18 protein-coding genes are annotated in these 17,710 nt (G+C 47.1%); 5 read left to right on the top strand and 13 right to left on the bottom strand.

Annotation, left to right across the window (positions count from 1 at the left end):
- Positions 1–134: 134 nt before the first annotated feature.
- Complete coding sequence (locus tag R7Z50_RS15890) at positions 135–2,456, top strand: Tex family protein (RefSeq protein ID WP_318149149.1); 2,322 nt, start codon at positions 135–137, stop codon at positions 2,454–2,456.
- A gap of 104 nt (positions 2,457–2,560) precedes the next feature.
- Here R7Z50_RS15890 and R7Z50_RS15885 read toward each other — a convergent pair whose 3' ends face one another.
- Together R7Z50_RS15885 and bioH are read right to left on the bottom strand one after the other, a co-directional pair.
- Positions 2,561–3,025: a hypothetical protein gene (locus R7Z50_RS15885; RefSeq protein ID WP_005379316.1), complete on the bottom strand. Its 465-nt coding sequence runs from the start codon at positions 3,023–3,025 to the stop codon at positions 2,561–2,563.
- A gap of 124 nt (positions 3,026–3,149) precedes the next feature.
- A complete protein-coding gene (bioH, locus tag R7Z50_RS15880) occupies positions 3,150–3,917 on the bottom strand; it encodes a pimeloyl-ACP methyl ester esterase BioH (protein ID WP_005384724.1) in 768 nt (255 codons plus the stop codon).
- 84 nt (positions 3,918–4,001) lie between these two features.
- Here bioH and R7Z50_RS15875 point away from each other — a divergent pair, with 84 nt between their 5' ends.
- The 4 genes from R7Z50_RS15875 to cysQ all read left to right on the top strand — a co-directional run bounded on the left by R7Z50_RS15875 (position 4,002) and on the right by cysQ (position 7,027).
- Entirely contained in the window at positions 4,002–4,727 is a 726-nt protein-coding gene (locus R7Z50_RS15875; protein WP_215810582.1) for a ComF family protein, read from the top strand.
- A gap of 97 nt (positions 4,728–4,824) precedes the next feature.
- Positions 4,825–5,409 carry a Fe-S biogenesis protein NfuA gene (gene nfuA / locus R7Z50_RS15870; protein WP_005379313.1) on the top strand — a complete coding sequence of 195 codons (585 nt, stop codon included), beginning with the start codon at positions 4,825–4,827 and terminating at the stop codon, positions 5,407–5,409.
- Positions 5,410–5,585: 176 nt separating this feature from the next.
- On the top strand, positions 5,586–6,155 hold the full coding sequence (gene nudE, locus R7Z50_RS15865; RefSeq protein WP_065275013.1) for an ADP compounds hydrolase NudE: 570 nt from the start codon (positions 5,586–5,588) through the stop codon (positions 6,153–6,155).
- Positions 6,156–6,199: 44 nt separating this feature from the next.
- Positions 6,200–7,027 carry a 3'(2'),5'-bisphosphate nucleotidase CysQ gene (gene cysQ, locus R7Z50_RS15860; RefSeq protein WP_005379308.1) on the top strand — a complete coding sequence of 276 codons (828 nt, stop codon included), beginning with the start codon at positions 6,200–6,202 and terminating at the stop codon, positions 7,025–7,027.
- A gap of 303 nt (positions 7,028–7,330) precedes the next feature.
- Here cysQ and R7Z50_RS15855 read toward each other — a convergent pair whose 3' ends face one another.
- From R7Z50_RS15855 to gspD, 11 genes are read right to left on the bottom strand one after another with little or no spacing between them, the layout of a single operon-like run.
- A complete protein-coding gene (locus tag R7Z50_RS15855) occupies positions 7,331–8,092 on the bottom strand; it encodes a type II secretion system protein N (RefSeq protein WP_017635007.1) in 762 nt (253 codons plus the stop codon).
- A 1-nt stretch (position 8,093) separates the two neighbouring features.
- Entirely contained in the window at positions 8,094–8,585 is a 492-nt protein-coding gene (locus tag R7Z50_RS15850; RefSeq protein ID WP_005383002.1) for a type II secretion system protein M, read from the bottom strand.
- 7 nt (positions 8,586–8,592) lie between these two features.
- Positions 8,593–9,795 (bottom strand): type II secretion system protein GspL, encoded by a 1,203-nt coding sequence (gene gspL, locus R7Z50_RS15845; protein ID WP_053303405.1) that lies wholly within the window; start codon positions 9,793–9,795, stop codon positions 8,593–8,595.
- Positions 9,764–10,774: a type II secretion system minor pseudopilin GspK gene (gene gspK / locus R7Z50_RS15840; protein ID WP_005382999.1), complete on the bottom strand. Its 1,011-nt coding sequence runs from the start codon at positions 10,772–10,774 to the stop codon at positions 9,764–9,766. The genes gspL and gspK overlap by 32 nt, the downstream gene beginning before the upstream one ends.
- A complete protein-coding gene (gene gspJ / locus R7Z50_RS15835) occupies positions 10,767–11,444 on the bottom strand; it encodes a type II secretion system minor pseudopilin GspJ (RefSeq protein ID WP_132936677.1) in 678 nt (225 codons plus the stop codon). The genes gspK and gspJ overlap by 8 nt, the downstream gene beginning before the upstream one ends.
- Positions 11,431–11,820 (bottom strand): type II secretion system minor pseudopilin GspI, encoded by a 390-nt coding sequence (gspI, locus tag R7Z50_RS15830; RefSeq protein WP_017635009.1) that lies wholly within the window; start codon positions 11,818–11,820, stop codon positions 11,431–11,433. The genes gspJ and gspI overlap by 14 nt, the downstream gene beginning before the upstream one ends.
- Positions 11,807–12,406, bottom strand: a complete 600-nt coding sequence (locus R7Z50_RS15825) for a prepilin-type N-terminal cleavage/methylation domain-containing protein (protein WP_318149148.1) — start codon at positions 12,404–12,406, stop codon at positions 11,807–11,809. The genes gspI and R7Z50_RS15825 overlap by 14 nt, the downstream gene beginning before the upstream one ends.
- A gap of 29 nt (positions 12,407–12,435) precedes the next feature.
- Positions 12,436–12,879 carry a type II secretion system major pseudopilin GspG gene (gene gspG, locus R7Z50_RS15820; RefSeq protein WP_005379298.1) on the bottom strand — a complete coding sequence of 148 codons (444 nt, stop codon included), beginning with the start codon at positions 12,877–12,879 and terminating at the stop codon, positions 12,436–12,438.
- Between the two features lie 59 nt (positions 12,880–12,938).
- Positions 12,939–14,156: a type II secretion system inner membrane protein GspF gene (gspF, locus tag R7Z50_RS15815; RefSeq protein WP_005379297.1), complete on the bottom strand. Its 1,218-nt coding sequence runs from the start codon at positions 14,154–14,156 to the stop codon at positions 12,939–12,941.
- A complete protein-coding gene (gene gspE, locus R7Z50_RS15810; protein ID WP_005379296.1) occupies positions 14,156–15,658 on the bottom strand; it encodes a type II secretion system ATPase GspE in 1,503 nt (500 codons plus the stop codon). The genes gspF and gspE overlap by 1 nt, the downstream gene beginning before the upstream one ends.
- Positions 15,658–17,676 (bottom strand): type II secretion system secretin GspD, encoded by a 2,019-nt coding sequence (gene gspD / locus R7Z50_RS15805; protein WP_005379295.1) that lies wholly within the window; start codon positions 17,674–17,676, stop codon positions 15,658–15,660. Before gspD ends, gspE begins: the two co-directional genes overlap by 1 nt.
- Positions 17,677–17,710 lie beyond the last annotated feature (34 nt).

Below are 17,710 nucleotides of genomic sequence, written 5' to 3'. Positions count from 1 at the left end.
AGTTTTGACATAAATATGACTGATGTCCACCAGCGCCCGGTAAATTTTTGCCTCGTTAATTTAAAACATTGCAAATTCTTCGAACGACCCCAATGTTCTATACAACCAAAACTGAATTAAAAGAGAAAACACGGATGAGCCAAGCTATCTGTCGCATGATTGCTCAAGAACTGAATGTTCGCCCAGAGCAAGTCAACGCCGCTGTCACCCTAATTGATGATGGCAACACTGTCCCTTTTATTGCACGTTACCGCAAAGAGGTGACGGGGGGCCTTGATGATACCCAGCTTCGTACTTTGGACAGCCGTCTGTCTTACCTTCGTGAAATGGATGATCGCCGTCAAACCATCCTCAAATCAATCCAAGAGCAAGGCAAACTGACGCCAGAGCTAGAACAAGAGATCGCGCAGGCAGACAGCAAAACTCGTCTTGAAGACTTATACCTACCTTACAAACCCAAGCGTCGTACGAAAGGTCAGATCGCGATTGAAGCTGGTCTTGAACCACTCGCAGATCAGCTTTGGAATCATCCACAAACCGAGCCAGAAAGCGAAGCAAGCAAATACCTTGATGCAGACAAAGGCATCGCAGACACCAAAGCTGCATTGGATGGCGCTCGCGCGATCATCATGGAGCGCATCGCAGAAGACGCAAACTTACTGGAAAAAATTCGCAACCACTTAAATCGCAATGCGGAACTGGTTTCACGAGTCGTTGAAGGCAAAGAGCAAGAAGGCGAGAAGTTTAAAGATTACTTCAACCACAACGAGCCCCTAAGCAAAGTGCCATCGCACCGCGCACTGGCGATGCTACGCGGCCGTAACGAAGGCTTCCTGACATTGGCAATGAATGCTGATCCAGAACAGGAAGAAGGCGCTCGTCAGTCTTACTGCGAAACGATTATCGCCGACCATTATGGCGTGACGCTAAGCAGCGCACCGGCGGATACCTGGCGTAAGCAAGTGATCAGCTGGGCATGGCGCATCAAAGTATCGATGCACATGGAAACCGAGCTAATGGGCGCAATGAAAGAGCGCGCTGAAATCGAAGCGATTGAAGTATTCGCCACTAACCTAAAAGACTTGTTGATGGCAGCACCTGCTGGCCCTCGTGCAACACTTGGTCTCGATCCGGGTCTGCGTACAGGTTCAAAAATCGCGGTTGTCGACTCAACAGGTAAAGTGCTTGCAACCGAAACCATCTACCCTCACCCACCACAAAAACAATACGACAAGTCAGCACAAATCGTTGAGCAGTTGGTGCGTAAGTACAACGTGGATTTGATTGCGATTGGTAACGGTACGGCTTCACGTGAAACCGACAGCTTTGTCGCAGACGTCATCAAACGTGGCAACCTGAAAGTTCAGAAGATCATCGTAAGTGAAGCGGGTGCATCGGTTTACTCAGCGTCTGAGCTTGCAGCAAAAGAGTTCCCGAATATGGACGTATCACTGCGTGGTGCAGTGTCGATTGCACGTCGTTTGCAAGATCCATTGGCTGAACTCGTGAAAATTGATCCTAAATCTATTGGTGTGGGTCAATACCAGCACGATGTAAGCCAATCTATGTTGGCAAAACGCCTAGATGCGATTGTGGAAGACTGTGTAAACGCGGTTGGTGTTGATGTGAACACTGCTTCTGCGGCGCTACTGACGCGCGTAGCAGGCTTATCAAGCACCATCGCGCAGAACATTGTCGACTTCCGCGATGAGAACGGCCGCTTCGAAGCACGTACAACCTTGAAGAAAGTACCTCGTTTAGGTCCTAAGGCGTTCGAGCAGTGTGCGGGCTTCCTGCGTATTATGGATGGTAAGAACCCACTTGATGCGTCTGCGGTTCACCCAGAAGCGTACCCAGTGGTCAAAGCGATTTCTGAGAAGAACAACAAAGATATCAAAGCACTGATTGGTGATTCAAGCTTCCTTAAAGGTCTGCATGCGGTCGATTACACCGACGATAACTTCGGCGTTCCAACCATTACAGACATCATCAAAGAGCTGGATAAGCCGGGTCGTGACCCACGTCCAGAATTCAAAACGGCGACCTTTGCAGAAGGTGTAAACTCGGTATCTGACTTGGAACCGGGCATGATTCTAGAAGGCGTGGTGTCTAACGTAGCCAACTTCGGTGCCTTCGTTGATATCGGCGTTCACCAAGATGGTCTTGTGCATATTTCTGCACTGACAGATCGTTATGTGTCTGACCCACGTGAAGTGGTGAAAGCAGGCGACATCGTCAAAGTGAAAGTGATGGAAGTGGACGTGCAGCGTAAGCGCATTGGTCTATCGATGCGTATGAACGACGAACCGGGTCAAGACAACCGCAGCCAACGCTCATCAGCAGCGCCACGTCGTAATGACCAACCGCAGCGTCGTCAGCCTCGCCGTGATGCTTCGTCATCGAACAGCGCGATGGGCGGTGCGTTTGCTGCAGCGTTTGCTAAAGCGAAAAAGTAACCTTACCTAGGCTTCACCGCTAACGAGCTTTCATAACTAAAAAGAAAACGCTCCAATCAGTCAACCTGCTTGGAGCGTTTTTGTTTGAGTAGGATATTGAGTCGTCATAATACTGCTATCACTTCTGACGGGGTATGGGGAGCGACTGCATGACCATAATGAAACTTGATCACCTTCCTGCGCTTTTCCATTAATCCTTCATTGATCGCAGCATCCAAAATGCGCTTTGGTAAGCGAAAGCGGATCGCGTAGCCTTTCCCCTGGTCTTCACTATACGATTTGAGCGCAAGCAAACTAAAAAGCCGTTCTAGTGTATCTTCCGGCTCTTCTTGATAACGCGTGTCGACTTCCGTTTCCATATCATAATCAGGATGCTCTGAAGGATCCCAAGAAGACTGACGTCGGCGCTTGTCGTCACCTTTTACTTTTCGCTCTGCATTGGTTTTGGCCAATGCGACCGTTGGCGTTACAGGCTCTCGGACTTTATTGTCGCGAGCTGCTTGTTCCGTCTGCACATTCACGGATGGGGCGATCAGTGGCACACTTACGTTGGTCGGTGACACAATCATTGCGAACCCTCCTCAGAGTCGCCCAACTCGTCAATATGGCTTAGCTTTATTGGCTAATAAAACCTCACCAGCCTTTATATCGACCACTTTTTAAACAACTTGAGGTATTTCCGCTCGTACCTGCTCAATCGTGAGCAAACTCTCGGATTTGAACACAAAATTCGTCATGTTCGGTGATAAAAGGCGCATGAGAGGACTGATTAAAAACAAACTGCTGGGTATGAGGCAACTGTTCACTTAAATCGTTAGCTACTTTAATTGGCACCAACCCATCTAAACGGCCATAAAGACGCAACATTGGAACAGAAAGAGACGTCAACGCATCGCGCAGATCCACATCAGCAAGGATGTTTAGCCCAACCAACAGCGATTCAGGGTTTGGCTGAGGGCGCGATAGTACCGCTTGCTTGAGCTGTTTAACGTCTTTACGCGCTGATGGGCTGCCCATCGCTTGCAACGCCATAAAGCGCTCAATGGTCAGTGAGAAATCTTCTAGCAACTGAGAGGTGAACGCACTCAGTACATTCGGTTGAATGCCACGCCAAGGTTTTTCTGCGGCAAATTTAGGTGAGCTGGCAACCGTAATCAACTTAGCCACGCGCTCGGGCATATTTAATGCCACATGCGTCGCCACTAAACCTCCGAGGGACCAACCAAGCCAAATCGCTTTCTCTGGCGCACCTTGCACCACCAAGTTAGCAATATGGTCTAAATCTTCAGCATGAGATTCGGCGCTATGTCCGTACCCCGGAAGGTCAACCACATGAACTCGGAAATAAGGTTGAAGAGACTCGACTGTCTGCTGCCATACCGCACCATTCATGCCCCACCCATGAAGTAACACCAAATCTGGTCCCTGACCAAATGACTGCCAGTGTAATTTCGTGCTCATGCTCTCAATCTCTCCCACTTATTTTATTCCCTACGGCTTCAGCCAAGCGTTAGGCTGAGTAAAATATCACCATGAATAAACGCTATGTTATCTCATCACTGGCAAAACATCATGCATCGTGTATTGAGCAGTCAATGCGGCCTGTGTCGGTTCCCTATTCAAACACCAAGCCACACAAATACTCTGCGCTGGTGCGAGCACTGTTTAAAATACCTAACTCCAGTAAAACGATGTCAACGCTGCGGTTTATCATTACAGAAAGAAGAAATGAGTACGGATAGTATTTGTGGTGAATGTCTTTCAGAGCCACCGCCATGGCAAAGGCTATACACGTTAGGCGATTACGACTTTCCCCTTTCACGGGAAGTACAACGCTTTAAAGATCACGGAGAGTCTTGGCATGTAAAAGCATTAACCGAGCAACTGGCACTGCGCATCACCACGCCAGCTCCAATCATTACCAGTGTGCCATTGCACTGGCAGCGTTACCTGCGCCGGGGTTTTAATCAAAGTGATGTTTTAGCCCGACACCTCGCCAAGCAATTGCAGACTAATTTTGATGCGAAGGTCTTTCGTCGAGTAAAGCTCGCCCAATCACAGCGTGGTAATACCAAAACAAGCCGTGAACAAAACTTAAAAGGCGCGTTTATTCTCAATAAGCAACCTCACTATTCCCATGTTGCCATCGTCGATGATGTAGTCACCACAGGCAGTACCGTCCGACAATTATGTCATTTACTACTTGAAGTTGGCGTAGAAAGCATCGATATTTACTGCATCTGCAGAACACCTGCTCCTCGTTCTCTCTAGATCGCTTCGCCATGCCTTAGCATCAAAAAGACTAGACCCATACGTCAACAAGAGTAGAATAGCAGCAGTAACCTACAAATTTACTCGGGTATTCGTCGTGTCAAATATTACTATTACAGAAACTGCGCAAACGCATTTCGCTAACCTTTTAGGTCAACAACCTGAAGGCACTAACATTCGTATTTTCGTTGTGAACCCAGGTACACAAAACGCTGAGTGTGGCGTGTCTTACTGCCCACCAGAAGCAGTAGAATCGACCGACACTGAACTCTCTTACAGCGGTTTTTCAGCTTACGTGGATGAGCTAAGCCTGCCATTCCTTGAAGACGCTGAAATCGATTTTGTTACCGATAAAATGGGCTCTCAGCTAACGCTAAAAGCACCTAACGCTAAAATGCGTAAAGTTGCGGACGACGCACCACTGGTTGAGCGCGTTGAGTACGTTATCCAAACTCAAGTGAACCCACAACTTGCTGGCCACGGTGGTCACGTAAACTTGGTTGAGATCACTGAAGACGGTGTTGCGATTGTTGCATTTGGTGGCGGTTGTAATGGCTGTTCTATGGTTGACGTAACACTAAAAGAAGGCATCGAGAAAGAGCTGCTAAACCAGTTCATTGGTGAACTAACCGCAGTTCGTGATGCTACAGAACATGACCGTGGTGATCACTCTTACTACTAAGAGTAAACACTGTCAGAAAATGGGAGGCTTCGGTCTCCCATTTTTGTATCGATACTGAGGTGATGCTGAGATGCTTAGCTCGACTCGTAAAATCCGCTAGAAACTCAGGCGGAGTTCTCATATATTAAGAATCTTACGCATCTCGTAAACGCCAACGACACCAAGGAGCCAGCGTCATGCCGAAACGAACCCCACCAGAGATACTCTCATGCCAGACGGTTGCAAAATCCAAACTGTTTGCTGTGGAAGCGCTCGACCTTCGTTTTTCCAATGGTGAGCACCGTACTTATGAGCGTATGAAGCCAAGTGGACGAGATGCTGTAATGGTAGTCCCTGTAACAGAACAAGGCGATTTATTACTGGTGCGTGAATACGCCGCTGGAACTGAACGTTACGAGCTAGGTTTCCCAAAAGGGCTGATTGACCCAGGAGAAACACCACACCAAGCTGCGGATCGTGAGTTAAAAGAAGAAATCGGCTTTGGCTGCAATCAGTTAACCCCGTTGAAACAAGTTATCCTCGCGCCATCTTACTTTTCGAGCAAAATGACTCTATTTTTAGGACAGGCGCTTTATCCAGAGAAGCAAGAAGGCGATGAGCCTGAACCACTGGAAATTGTGCGTTGGCCACTTGCGCAAGCCGAAGAGTTATTAACTCACATGGATTTCTGTGAAGCACGAAGCATCACAGCGCTAATGTTGGCACTGAAACACTTACCAAACACCACTCACAATCATAACCAATAACGGTCATTAGAACCGAATAACACTGTGAGTAAGGACTATCACTTATGCCAATGACAAAAGATCTATCTCACCTACTTCCTCAAGTCATCGAGATTGCCCGCAGTGCTGGGCAAATGATCCTCGAAATATATGAAAAGAAGCAATACGAGGCCTACACCAAAAGTGACGAAACTCCCGTAACAAGTGCAGATATTGCAGCTCACAAGTTCATCACTGAACGCTTGAGTGATCTGACGCCTGACATTCCCGTGTTGTCAGAAGAAGACGCAGACATAAGCTTAGAGCAACGCGCTCAGTGGGAACGTTATTGGTTAGTCGACCCTCTTGATGGTACTCAAGAATTCATCGCTCGCAGTGGTGACTTTGCCACTATTATCGCGTTGGTCGACAACAATCGACCAACCATGGGCGTCGTTTACGGTCCTGTATCTGGCGTGACTTACTACGCTTATAATGGCAAAGGCGCCTGGAAAATTCCCGACATGTCGGACAGCGTCAAAATCCATACACACAAACACGAACAGCCAGAGCAAAGCATCGCAATTGCTATTAGTCGTCGCCAAGACATCAATCGTATTACTAACCGTATGAGCAGCGCCTGGAATTACGACTTAATACCGCTCGGTTCTGCGGCATTGAAAGCATGCCTCGTCGCGGAAGGGGCGGTAGATTGCTATCTCCGACTAGGTCCAACAGGTGAGTGGGACACCGCTGCGACACAATGCATTGTTGAAGAAGCTGGCGGACGTATTCTCAGCACGCAATTAGAACCGCTGTCATATAACGAGCGGGAAACACTAGAAAACCCGAATTTTATTGTTCTTGGTGATGCGGATTTACCTTGGAATGAGATTTTACAACGCAAAGATTAAGCGCCCTATCGGTAAAATTTAGAGCACAAAATTCTAGCAATAGAAAGGCCACGAATATCTTCGTGGCCTTTTCTTTTTGACCTTCTGTACAGCACTTGGAGTATTTGGCCTACCATGTTCCAGTTACTTGCAAAGCTGAACAAAAGAAACAAATCGCTTAAAAAATCATGACTTTAAACTTTCATTCACTCCCAATCAAGATCGAATGTACAGCGAATAGAGGTTTTAGCTTACGATGATCCAAAAGCAAAAAGAGCTGCACAATAGCAGCTCTTTTAAGATATTGGATTTTGTCACGATAGGTTAGAAGCGCCCTTGGTAGTTAAACTCATATTGACCTTGAGCATTCGGCTTACCCAACCATTTCAGTTGCTCCCCCATGCTGGATGGGAACTCTGCACCAGGTTTGAACCACGCTTTGGTTGAGTACCGTTGATTAGGCATCAGTTCAGCGGAAAACGCCGCAGAGACTTGTTTGCTGCTCTGCTCACCAGTTGCCGTCAATACACTATCCTGACAGTTTATATCGGCAATCACAGGACCGAGATCTAAGCTGCCAACGGGGCTTTGAATACCACTGGCATTCCATACTAAAGTGCCTTCACCGTTCTTACACCAAGGCGCAGCATAAGTCGCATGACGAATATTCAGCTCAAGCTGCCCATCAACACCAACAGGCACAGGGAGGCGCGCTTGCTCAACAACTTTTACCGCCGGAATCGAGGCAACTAAGTTTTTGGCATAAGGGCCATCACTTAAGCTATAGCCGACAAAACCGCGCCCACGAACGTCCATTTCACTACCACGACCAAAGCGCACAGCAAACTCAGCTTTACCTGTCAGTAGACTCGACCATTGGAAATCCCAATTAACTTCTCCAAGGTTCTGGCGCTGCCAACGAATACTAGCAGCTTGACCTTGCCATACCGAACCGTTGGCTCCTTGAATGTCCAGGCCTCTCACTGTTGGTGCTTGTTGTAACACCCAAGAGACTGGTAATCCCATTAAAAGACTGACTGAAAAAAAGACGATAAAGATAACAACGTAAAGTACTGCTCGCTTCACCTTAACCTCGCTTAAACTGAAGGCGGTTTACATCGATCATGCCCGCTTGCTCTGTTCGGTCGATATCTAAAAATTCGACTTCAATACCCTGTTGCTCTTTCAAGTAACGTAACCAATCCACTAGTTGATTAAACGCGAGTGGTTTGATCCACACTTGAACGCTCTCATTACGAGGTTGTACTCGAATCAACTCAACTTTATAACGACGAGCTGAAGAAGAAACTAACTGATTCAACGGTTGACTAGAGTAGCTCACACCGCTGCTTTTTCGCAGTGCAGTGATGCCATCCGCTTTATCTTGTACCCAAGCTAGCAACTGCTTTTCACTTTGAATACGTGACTGAGCTAGCTCCGCACGTTGACTCATTGGTTGTAATAAACCCCAATAAATAATACCGATAACGGCAATAGCGCCACATCCCATGACCAAACGCTGCTCACGCTGCGAGATGCTGCTCCACCAAACCTGAGCTTGAGAAATTAAATTTTTCATCATCACCTCACAAACGCTTCAAAACAAAGCTGCCAACCACAACGTTATCGCTACGGTTCAACTGACCTTGCTCAACATTAAACTTCTCTGCCAATTTCACACGAGCCTGCTCAAAAGGTTGGAAGTCTGAACTACGAGCCTGAATACGTACTTCGCCACGTTGTCCGTCGTATTTAAAGCTAGTGATCTCCAAGTCGCTGACCTGACCAAGCGTCGCGGGTAATGCCGCCAACCATGACAACATTGCCTGCTGACCACCTCCACCAGATAAGCGGCGCTCTTCATCATCCATTTGTCGTTTGAGGTAACTAACGGTAGGAATGCGTCTTTTATTTGGGAACACTTGGCGGAAAATACGCTCACTCTCCTCACGATACGCTTGAGCTTGTGCTTCGTACTTGTGGACCACGAGCAACTGCTGCGCAACCATGACAACGATAAGCACCCCCGCAGCAATGGTGGCTTTTTGCCAGAGCTTCCAGTATTTACCCCAAGAAGATTTCGGCTTGAAGATCCCAGTCAGCAAATTGACTTTGCTTTCTGTCACCCCCTTCGCCAGTAAAGCCATCGTCATTTCTTCTGGTTGCGGCTCCCATATTTCAGGTAACGCAGATTCCGGGACCGAGCTATAGCAATCGAGCTTCCAACCTTCATGATTTTGTAGATAAGAAGAGAGGTAAAGGTCTAACCAAGAAGCGTCGACAACCGCGCCCTCTGTCACAGAGTGACGAATTAGCCATTGCTCGCCAATCATTGCAGCACTGCTGTGATCTCCACGAACCGGTAACGCAAGCACATCGGGTAAAATGCGTTTAATGGCGATACCTTGGCTTGAGAAACGTTGCAGTACAGTCTGAATCCAAGCACGTTCAACTGCGCAAATCTGCGCTTTATCCGCTTGTTTACCCAACACGCTAAAGTGCAGGCCATCAACGTCCTGAGCAACTTCGTCTTCCACTAAGTACGGTAACATCGCCTCGAATTGGCGTGTTGCACCAGGCGGTATATCCACTTGCGTCAGGACCACATCATTACTCGCCAACAGCGCCACAACTTGGCGCTGACCAGCATATGAGACCAATTCATCTAAGTGTTCCCACCCGGCGATTTCACCGCTAGCAATCACTTCCTGTTGATCTGTCGACCACACCACCCAAGGAATGGTACTTTGTTGTTCGCTACTCAGCCGAACGGTCAGAAACTCGCTCACTGATCCCTCCAAAACGACGGCGAACTACGGTCACCGTTTCTCTATTTGTACTTTGCAAAAGGCTTCGGATACGTACACGTGATTCATCCACCAACACTTGTGCATCCAATTCAAAAAAGGCGCTATCCACACCCAAATAGCCTTTGGCGTTTTTCTTTACATCTTCACTTAAGCCAGCCATTTCTGACTCTGCTAAAAATTCATCAATGCTATCCCACCCATCAAATGGGCGTTTTTCAATTAGCTGAATCGCATCACTACTGCTTAAGTTTGGTGAGAACATTGCCACCAAAATCGGAGTTTGCTCAACATCAATCGTATTCACGTTTAAACGCCAGTCATCACTTGGCAATGCACAGACCAACGGCTCCAATTTTTGGAAAATTTCACCACTCACCTGATAGACAGCCCGTAACTCGGAAGCATCTGCCATCCAACCATTTGATGCCAAATAGGAAGGTTTCATCGCTTCATATGTGCTGTCTTCAACCCCAGTAGTCGAACGGACAGAGTCATCAGCATCAATGTATTCCCAAGTAGAGTCTGCAATGATTTCTGCTTGATATGGCTCGACATCCAACTCTTCTAATAGGCGCTGCAATACATTCACTAAATATGGTCTTGTAATTTGCTGACCCGTTGGTTGCACACGACTCAATACATTTAGATTAAAGCACGCTTGCTTGTCTCTAATTCGTCCCGCCGCTTGACCATAATCTAACGGATAGACTTGCTCTTTTATCGCCCACGGTTGACTCATATTAATCGTGTCGGTGTCTTTATAACTTTGTTCGATACCCACTTTTGCTAGCGCCTCGACGCCAAGGCTGTACCAGTACGCTTGCTGGTAATTGATTTGATTAGCGCCTCGCTGAAACTGTAAGAACAAACGTTCCGACATGCTGGCGGCAACCGTCGCCATAATCGCCAGCAACATCAACACTATAATCAAAGCAACACCGCGCTGACGGTTAACCATTATTGCTGTCTCCTGAACTTTCCTCTTTCTGACTCAATGTGCCATCAGGAGTGAGATAAGTGCGGGCAATTTCTCCATAGTCTTTGAGAGTGAGAACAACAGAAACCGCTTTCGGCAGCGCTTTTTCTTCAGCCCACTCTTTTTTCCATTGCTTACCATCATAGAAACGCATATCAAATGACTCGACCTGCGTTAGCAATGGAGTAACAGTACCTTGTTGCCCAACCGGCGTATCAGGATAGCGCCACCATACTCGCTGCAGTGTTTCTTCTTTTAAGCGATAGCCAACCTTGGTTACTTCTCCACGAGGGAACTGCTGCTGAGGATTGTGCCAACCTAAACGGGCAAACATCAGCCCTTTAGTATCGGAGTCCAACAGGTAATCGGACCAAAAAATTAGCCGGCTAGCAGGCTCTTCACCATTAGTACGTGTTTGACGCATCGCCATTTGACGAAAATCGTTATCCATCATAACCATGGCACGCTGAATTTCGTTTAAGCGTTGGGTTCGTTCTTGTGATAGCGCATTGCTACGCTGTACTTGCGATACCACTTGGTACGCTGCGACACTTAAACTGGCAAAGATGGCAATCGATACCAACACTTCAATAAGTGTAAAACCTTTTACCCTTTGGCGCGTGTTTGCGCGGAGATGATTATTGCGCCACATAGCTTCGTACCGTTACTACAGGGCTCGCGCTTTTCTCTACCGAGACGCTCACATCAAATGCTTTCAGCAATGGCTGCGTCGTGGCGACTGGCGTGACTTTCCAGAACCAAGTGCGTCCTGCCAGCTCTTCTGTGCCGTTTTTCGCTTTGAGTTCTCCGGTATTCAACATCACATTTGCCATCTGATTATCCACAACCATGGCTGCAAACATTTTTTCTTCTAGATAACTGATTGTATTAATATGCTGGCTCACAGAGCGAATGACACTGATGGCAGCGGTAGCGAAAATTGCCAGTGCGACCAATACTTCCAGTAAGGTCATGCCTCTCGTCCGGCGATGACTCAAATTTGGGCGAGCTTGCTTAAAATTGCGCATTCTCATCCTCTTTCACTTCTTCGCCCGGAGCTAATAACAAAATTTGTCCACTTTCTTTGCCAATGACTCGCCAACCGTCATTAAAGGCATCACCATTTTGCGGAAAAAAAAACAGGGTAAATGGCGTGACTTCGGCGCTGGAAAAGATAAACACTTGCGGTGGCTGAATTTTCTTTTCGTCCTCTTCTTCTGCGAACATGTCTTCATCAAAAAGAGAACCTGGTTTGAATAAGCGCTCATCATTATCCCAAGCACCACCTCCGAGCTCGAGTTGTAGCGTAATATCTTCTTCTAGCTTGGTTTTGCTCGGAATCTGCTTTAATTTCAGAGGCTGCCAACCTTCTGAGGTTAAACTCAGTAGAGCGTAGGTCGATTTGGTATCATCCACTCGAACGCCAAAATCTTTACCGCTCAGCACCGCTTCTTCATTGAGCAGCTGTAAACGCTGAAAAAAGCTTTGAGCATACTGTTTGGAAAGATCTTTTTGGCTAGTCGGTAACGTCGAGATCACGGCCACAGCCGTAAGAGATAGCAAAACCAGCACCAATAGAATTTCTATCAATGTAAAACCGTTATGTTTTCGCATTTGTTTCATTAGTGCTGGCTTAGGCTCAATTATTGGAAGTCTTGCATGTTCCAGTTGCCAATATCTGCAGCTGGACCTTCTCCACCCTCTTGGCCATCTGCGCCTAGAGTGAAGATATCGATTGTACCGTTATCACCTGGGCTTAAGTATTGGTACTGGTTGCCCCAAGGGTCATTAGGAAGACGTTTGATGTAACCACCATCACGGTAGTTGCGTGGCTCTGGGTTAGATGGCTTACTAACCAATGCTTCTAGACCTTGGTCCGTTGTTGGGTAAACGCTGTTATCCAACTTGTACATATCTAAGGCATTTTCCAACGCGACAATGTCCGTAATCGCTTTTTGTTGGTCAGCCTTCTCTTTGTTACCCAATAGGTTTGGAACAACAAAACTTGCCAAAATACCTAGGATAACCACAACAACCATCACTTCTAAAAGTGTAAAACCCTGTTGTTTACTACGCTTAAACTTCATTTTTTTCTCCGAAAGTTAGATTAAAGCCATGCCGTTAGTAGACACGTCTTAATTCGAAATTATCCACTCATCAAGTTATTCATTTCTAGCATTGGCATCAAGGTCGCCATCACAATGAACAACACTAATCCAGCCATTAATGCAATCAGCGCAGGAGTAAACACACCCAGAGCAATATTGACTGTTGATTCAAAGTTTTGATCTTGGTTATCGGCAGCCCGCGTCAACATGCTCTCTAATTCACCACTTTGCTCACCACTGGCGATCATGTGTAGCATCATTGGTGGAAACAAGCGAGTTTGATCCAACGCCTTACGCAGACTAGCCCCCTCTCGAACGTTATCCGCTGCAAGCAAGACTTGCTGCTTCACATAACGGTTAGACATAACATCTACCGCAACGCGCATACCCTCTAGAATTGGAATCGCACTGGAAGTACAGATCGAAAGCGTTCGTGCGAATCGTGCGGTATTCAAACCTCGAGAGATCTTACCTATTAGCGGTAAGCTCAAGATTTTTCTGTCCCAAGCTAAGCGAAAGTCTGGCTTTTGCAACGCCAGTTTGAGGCCATAGAAAAGCGCCACCAGCACAACGAAAATAATCAGCCCCCAATCTTGCACAAACTCACTGGCTGCCAGTAAAAATTGCGTCGATTGAGGTAACTCTTGGCCCATCTGAATGATGGGTTCAATGATTTTAGGAACAACTGTCGCCAATAAGAACGAAACGATGACAACCGCGAATACCACCAAAACTACAGGATAAATCATGGCTTGAAGCAATTTAGATCGCATCTTTTGGCGGTTTTCGACGTAGTCTGCCAAACGCTCTAATACGGTATCGAGGTGACCTGATTTTTCGCCCGCCGCAACCATGGAGCGGTACAGTTCATCAAACACATGTGGGTAATCGGCAAAACTGTCGGCAAGCGGATAACCCTCTGTTACTTTCGAGCGAACCGCAGCCAACATAGAACGAATCCTCGGCTTTTCAGCCTGCTCAGAGACCGCACGCAAACACTCTTCCAAAGGCATACCTGATTGGACTAGCGTAGACAATTGCCGTGTGATGAGTGCCAGCTCAGATGTTGAGACGCCGCGCTTAAAGCTGACTGAACCTGAAGACTTAGCCGATTTAGCTTTCGTCTCAACCACTTCAATCGGGATCATCCCTTGCTCTTTGAGTCGCTGGCGCACTTGTCGGGCGTTGTCCCCTTCTATCGTGCCTTTTTTATGCTTGCCTTTTGCATCTAGCGCTTTGTACTCAAATGCCGCCATTAGGTTTCCTTCGTCACTCGCATCACTTCTTCAAGTGACGTAATGCCACGACGCACTTTGCTTAAACCATCACTGCGAATACTTGGCGTATGGGCGCGAACGGCTCTCTCAATTTCTTGTTCACCAGACTCTCGATGAATCAACTCTTGCACTTGCTCATCAACCATAATGAGCTCGTGGATACCTGTTCGACCTCGGTAGCCTTTTTGGTTACACGCTTCACAGCCTTTTGCTCGGTGCAGTTCTAACGGTTCATGCGCTTCCATACCAAACAGTTTTTTCTGTTCCGCATCGGCTTCATACGGCTCTTTACAGCTTGGACAAAGCGTTCGAACTAAGCGCTGCGCTAGCACCCCTAATAACGAAGAAGAAATAAGGAATGGCTCAATACCCATATCACGTAGACGCGTAATCGCACCCACTGCGGTGTTGGTGTGGAGAGTAGACATTACCAAGTGACCCGTTAAGGACGCTTGCACTGCAATTTGTGCGGTTTCTAAGTCACGGATCTCACCGACCATCACCACATCCGGGTCCTGACGCAGAATGGCACGCAAGCCACGCGCAAAAGTCATGTCGACCTTTGGGTTCACCTGAGTTTGACCGATGCCATCAATATCAAATTCGATCGGGTCTTCAACCGTTAAAATGTTGCGTTCGTTGCTATTGATCTCTTGCAAGCCAGCGTACAAGGTGGTTGATTTACCAGAACCTGTCGGGCCCGTCACCAAGATGATACCGTGAGGGCGGCCAATCAAGTGACGGAAGTTGTCATGCACTGAAGGTGTCATGCCCAAACTATGTAAATCAAGACGAGTCGCGTTTTTATCCAACAAACGCATTACCACGCGCTCACCATGTGAGGACGGCATCGTAGATACACGCACGTCCACCGCACGACCACCGATACGCAACGAAATACGGCCATCCTGAGGCACACGCTTTTCTGCGATATCTAGTTTAGCCATAACCTTCACACGAGAAACTAGCAAAGGCGCTAGCTTACGACTTGGGGTCAGAACTTCACGCAATACGCCATCGACACGGAAACGAATCGAAAGGGTTTTCTCGAACGTCTCAATATGAATATCCGACGCACCTTCTTTGATCGCTTCGCCCAACATGGCGTTGATCAATTTGATGATTGGCGCATCGTCTTCCGATTCTAATAAGTCTTCATCGTGCGGCAGTTCTTCAGCCAAAGAGAAGAAATCATCGCTATCAGCACCAATATCTTCCATCAACTGACGCGCTTCAGACGAGTCGCGTTGATATGCTTCGGTCAGCTTTTTATCAAAGGCTTCTTTATCGATAGGTTGTGGTACGAAGCTTTTCTTTAATACACGACGGACTTCAACCAGAGCCGCAGGGTTAAGCGGCTCGACATAGTAAAGAATAGGTGGACGCTCAGGATGCTCTGTCTCCAGCACCAGTTTAAAGCGATTGGCAAAACTGAATGGCAGACGACGCATACTTGGCGCTGTGTCTAACATATCAACCATTAGTTGTTTTCCATTTGATCAATAAACGCTTGGATCTCTGTTGGGTGCTGACGCTCCTGGCCAAAGGCTGGCATAACCGGGATCTTCTCGTCAGCCATCAACTTCAAACCTTGATCCGCTTTGTAAAGCTGTTCTGCGCGAATAAAGTTGTATTTACGCTGCGTAATACCGTCGGCCGTCACACCATCGCGAATAATCGTCGGCTTGATGAACACCATCAAGTTACGTTTTTCTGTTTGCGTGCTAGTTGACTTGAACAGATGGCCAAGTACCGGAATGTCACCCAATAGCGGCACTTTAGACTCACTTTCAAGTGCGCGTTCATCGACCAAACCACCAAGAACCAACATCTGACCATCTTGGATCATGACAGAGGTGTTTAACTGTCGTTTAGCAAAGCGAACGTCAACCGCACCGTTTGCGCCTAATACGTTGGAAACTTCTTGTTCAATGTTTAACTGTACAGAGTCACCTTCGTTAATTTGTGGCACTACTTTGAGTTTGATACCGACTTCTTTACGGTCAACCGTTTGGAATGGGTTGTCGTTGTTTGAGCCAGCCGTAGAGCCCGTAATAACCGGAACCTCTTCACCCACAATAAATGATGCTTCGCCATTATCCATTACGGTAATACTCGGAGAAGATAGAATGTTTGAGTTGGAGTCAGAAGCAACAGCACTAATTAGCGCTGTCCAGTCACCCATGACAATACTCATTGCCGCACCATTTACTCCGCTAAGCGCTGACGCTAGCGTAGAGTAGTCACCTGATTCAGTAACATCATATGGCGTTCGTTCGCCATTAGAGTTGGTATAGTATTCAGTGCGGGTTTGATCTTTTGCTTCTTCTAGACCAACCATCACCTGACCAATCGGGGCTCCTGAGTTACCGTACTGAATTACAGCACCCGTTTCTAATGAACCCCACTGAACACCTAGGTTAATACCATCACCTTCAGACATTTCGACAATTAACGCTTCAATAAGAACCTGAGCACGACGAATATCGAGTTGAGAAATGACGTCTTGTAATGCCATCATAATATCTGGTGGCGCTGTTAAAACTAACGAGTTAGTTGCAGCGTGAGCAGCAATGACGACCTCACCACGCGATGCACCTGATGTTTTCTGACCGGCTTGCTTTTCAGCTTGCAGGTTATCGGAAACACCTTTCAATACATCCACCAAGTCTTCAGCTTTCGCATTTTTCAGGTACACAACTCGGTTGTTACCTTTTGTCGCCATTTCAACATCAAGTTGACGAATCAAACGTTTCAAGCGGGCTCTTACTTTTGGATCACCAGAAATTAAAATCGCGTTAGTACGTTCATCGGCCACAATTTTAGGTTCAAGGAACTCTGGCGTGCTTTTCTGATTCGCACTTTTATTCAGTGCTTCGACAATGCGTACCATTTCAGCAGCAGATGCATTACGCAGCTCCACCAATTCAATTTCTTTATCGCCGGCTTGGTCAACACGCTTGATGATCTCTGCTAAGCGATTCACTACTGCCGCACGACCAGTAATCAAGATAATATTCGCTGGATCATAATGAACCACGTTACCGGCACCGGCGTTATCAATCAGCTGACGAAGTAGAGGAGACAACTCACGGACCGACACATTACGCACCGCGACAACTCGAGTGATAACACTATCGCCTTGCGCGCTACCATCACCTAACACAGGGATTGCTGAGGTTTTTGAGTCTTTTGCTTTGATAACCTTAAGTACCCCATTGTCCATCTCTACGACTGCGTAACCGTATACTTCAAGGACATTAAGGAAAAAGCTGTAATATTGCTCTTCGTTAAGTACGTCATAGCTGCGGACATCGATCTTACCGCGTACTGAAGGATCAACAATGATGGTCTTTTCGAGGTTACGACCCACTATGTTGATGAATTCTTGAATATCAGTGCCTTTAAAGCTCGCACTAAATTCGTTTGCCATTGCACCTGGTACGCAGAGTAAACTTCCTGCTAGTAGCCAAGCACTTTTGCTGAACCAATGTTTCACGTATGTCTCCCTGAACTTACGCCGGTTGCCTAAG

Source organism: Vibrio sp. 1249-1 (assembly GCF_033340495.1).
This window is presented reverse-complemented; position numbering and strand designations above follow the sequence as displayed.

Bases quoted from the DNA above. Each gene is read 5' to 3' on its own strand.
- gspF (WP_005379297.1), bottom strand. From the start codon at position 14,156: ATGGCGGCATTTGAGTACAAAGCGCTAGATGCAAAAGGCAAGCATAAA.
- nudE (WP_065275013.1), top strand. From the start codon at position 5,586: ATGCCGAAACGAACCCCACCAGAGATACTCTCATGCCAGACGGTTGCA.
- cysQ (WP_005379308.1), top strand. From the start codon at position 6,200: ATGCCAATGACAAAAGATCTATCTCACCTACTTCCTCAAGTCATCGAG.
- R7Z50_RS15875 (WP_215810582.1), top strand. From the start codon at position 4,002: ATGTTATCTCATCACTGGCAAAACATCATGCATCGTGTATTGAGCAGT.
- gspG (WP_005379298.1), bottom strand. From the start codon at position 12,879: ATGAAGTTTAAGCGTAGTAAACAACAGGGTTTTACACTTTTAGAAGTG.
- R7Z50_RS15890 (WP_318149149.1), top strand. From the start codon at position 135: ATGAGCCAAGCTATCTGTCGCATGATTGCTCAAGAACTGAATGTTCGC.
- R7Z50_RS15825 (WP_318149148.1), bottom strand. From the start codon at position 12,406: ATGCGAAAACATAACGGTTTTACATTGATAGAAATTCTATTGGTGCTG.
- gspE (WP_005379296.1), bottom strand. From the start codon at position 15,658: ATGGTTGATATGTTAGACACAGCGCCAAGTATGCGTCGTCTGCCATTC.
- gspJ (WP_132936677.1), bottom strand. From the start codon at position 11,444: ATGTGGCGCAATAATCATCTCCGCGCAAACACGCGCCAAAGGGTAAAA.
- gspI (WP_017635009.1), bottom strand. From the start codon at position 11,820: ATGCGCAATTTTAAGCAAGCTCGCCCAAATTTGAGTCATCGCCGGACG.
- gspK (WP_005382999.1), bottom strand. From the start codon at position 10,774: ATGGTTAACCGTCAGCGCGGTGTTGCTTTGATTATAGTGTTGATGTTG.
- bioH (WP_005384724.1), bottom strand. From the start codon at position 3,917: ATGAGCACGAAATTACACTGGCAGTCATTTGGTCAGGGACCAGATTTG.
- R7Z50_RS15850 (WP_005383002.1), bottom strand. From the start codon at position 8,585: ATGAAAAATTTAATTTCTCAAGCTCAGGTTTGGTGGAGCAGCATCTCG.
- R7Z50_RS15885 (WP_005379316.1), bottom strand. From the start codon at position 3,025: ATGATTGTGTCACCGACCAACGTAAGTGTGCCACTGATCGCCCCATCC.